This is a genomic window from Ruegeria sp. HKCCD8929 (assembly GCF_013031405.1).
Taxonomy (GTDB): Bacteria; Pseudomonadota; Alphaproteobacteria; order Rhodobacterales; family Rhodobacteraceae; genus Ruegeria.
Genome location: NZ_WPZY01000120.1, coordinates 1 through 1,890, shown reverse-complemented (window position 1 = coordinate 1,890; position 1,890 = coordinate 1). Strand labels below are relative to the sequence as shown.

Genomic DNA, 1,890 nt, shown 5'->3' with positions numbered 1-1,890 from the left:
CGATCCAGCGCCAGATTCTGAAGAACGCATGGCTGCTGCAATCGCTGGAAGGCTACGACGCGGGCGTGAAGCTGGGGCTGAGCCTGCTGGGCATGACTGCGATCATCGAGCAGTGGTACCAGCAGACCCCCATGAGTGCACCCAACACCCATCGGCTCACCATCATGATCGACGATGTGATCTATCCGGATCACGATGGCTATTTCTCGCAACGCCAGACCAAGGCGACATTGAAGATGGTCGAGGCCACCAAGCGCTGGTCGCAGGACAGCGAGATCCGCGTCGGGGTCGCCGCCACCAGCCCGGCTTATGCCGGAGCCTTCCCGCTTACCCACATCCGGGTCATCGCAGATGCCAAGCTCGAACCGCCGCCGGTTCTGGACGCGGCCGCCTCGGTCGCGGTGGTGCCGACCACCCGGATCACCTCAATTGTGACAGCCGCGTAAGGAGCGACAATGGCACATTACGCAACCATGACCCAAACCGGGCGCAACAAGGAAGCCGCAGCACTTGCAAACGGCGCGCCGCTTCAGATCACTCATATTGCCTGGGGCGATGGCGACCGCATCCCCTCGGGCGGCGAGACGACACTACTGAACGAACAGGGCCGGAAACCGGTTCAGGGTACGGGCGCCGTGCCGGACGCGCTCGATACCGCGTTCTTCGAGATCCTGCTCGATGTCACCGAAGGCCCCTATGTGGTGCGCGAATCTGGCCTCTTCGATGCAGATGGGGATCTGATCGCCATCGGTTATTACGATCCGCCAGTGAACAAGCCGAAGGACACCGTCTCTGCCCTGATCCGCATCCACGTGGTGTTCTCCGATCTGCAGAACCTCGTGTTGCAGGTGCAGGGCACGGATGCCTATGTACCGGTCGAGCGAAAGGTCTTGGCGGGCAGCGGTCTGACTGGCGGTGGGGATATGTCCCTGGACCGGGTGCTGGCGGTGGACTTCGCCACCAAGGCTGAGGCCGAGGCAGGTGTGTCCGAGACCAAGGTCATCTCGCCGAAACGCCTCAGCCAAGCCCTCGCCGCCGCAGGCAGCGTTGTCTTGAGCGCTGACGGCTACCAGATATTGCCCTCGGGCCTGATCATCCAGTGGCGAAGCGTGGAAGTGAACGGGGAGGAAACGGTCACCCTGCCGATAACGTTCCCGAACGGTATCTTTCATGCTTACGTTTCGGATCACATCACGGACGGTTCTGTTGGGAACGCCCATTATCTCGGCACCAACACTCTCACAAACAGCACCATCAATGTGGTCAGCCTGCGACACAGCGATCTGACCGCAAGCGGCTCGACCGTGCGTCTGCTGGCAATCGGCTACTGAGGATCGGACAATGACGAAATACGCACATTACGACGCCACCGATGGCCGCATTCTGGGCTTCTATGACGCGGCCCTGCACAAGGTGATCCCCGTGCCAAAGATCGAGATCAACGAGGCCGACTGGCCGGGGCGGTTCGACAAGCGGGTGGATGTCACCGGGGCCGCACCCGCGCTCTACGTCTACACTCCGCCGCCGCCCTCGGCTGCTGAATTGGCCGATGCCCGGCTGGCAGACGTAAAGCAGGAATGCCGCCGCAGGATTTACGCCGAGGCCTCGGCGGAAACGCAGATGAACATGGCCACGGCGGCGGCGGTGATTGCAGGCAAGGATGCGGCTGACCGGACCAGTGACGAATCCTCCATTCTTGCCGGTGCGCAAGGAGCGCTCGGCTGGGTCACGGCGATGAAGGAACAGGTGCAGACGCTGGCCGTGGATGCCGATGCAGATTTCACGGCCGATGCCGCGTGGCCGCCGCTGCCGGATATCGTGCGGGTGGTTGTTACCCGGTTTTGAAGTTGAATCTGTTGGAGCCTGAACATGTGCCGCCCCTCGTTTCAC

3 protein-coding genes are annotated in these 1,890 nt (G+C 62.0%); all 3 read left to right on the top strand.

The window, feature by feature from the left end; genetic code table 11:
- A partial coding sequence (locus GOX53_RS29280; RefSeq protein WP_217352001.1) for a phage tail protein occupies positions 1 to 446 on the top strand: 446 nt, incomplete at its 5' end.
- Between the two features lie 9 nt (positions 447 to 455).
- On the top strand, positions 456 to 1,331 hold the full coding sequence (locus tag GOX53_RS29275; RefSeq protein WP_171182399.1) for a phage tail protein: 876 nt from the start codon (positions 456 to 458) through the stop codon (positions 1,329 to 1,331).
- A 10-nt stretch (positions 1,332 to 1,341) separates the two neighbouring features.
- Positions 1,342 to 1,845 (top strand): hypothetical protein, encoded by a 504-nt coding sequence (locus tag GOX53_RS29270; protein ID WP_171182398.1) that lies wholly within the window; start codon positions 1,342 to 1,344, stop codon positions 1,843 to 1,845.
- Positions 1,846 to 1,890: the final 45 nt, after the last annotated feature.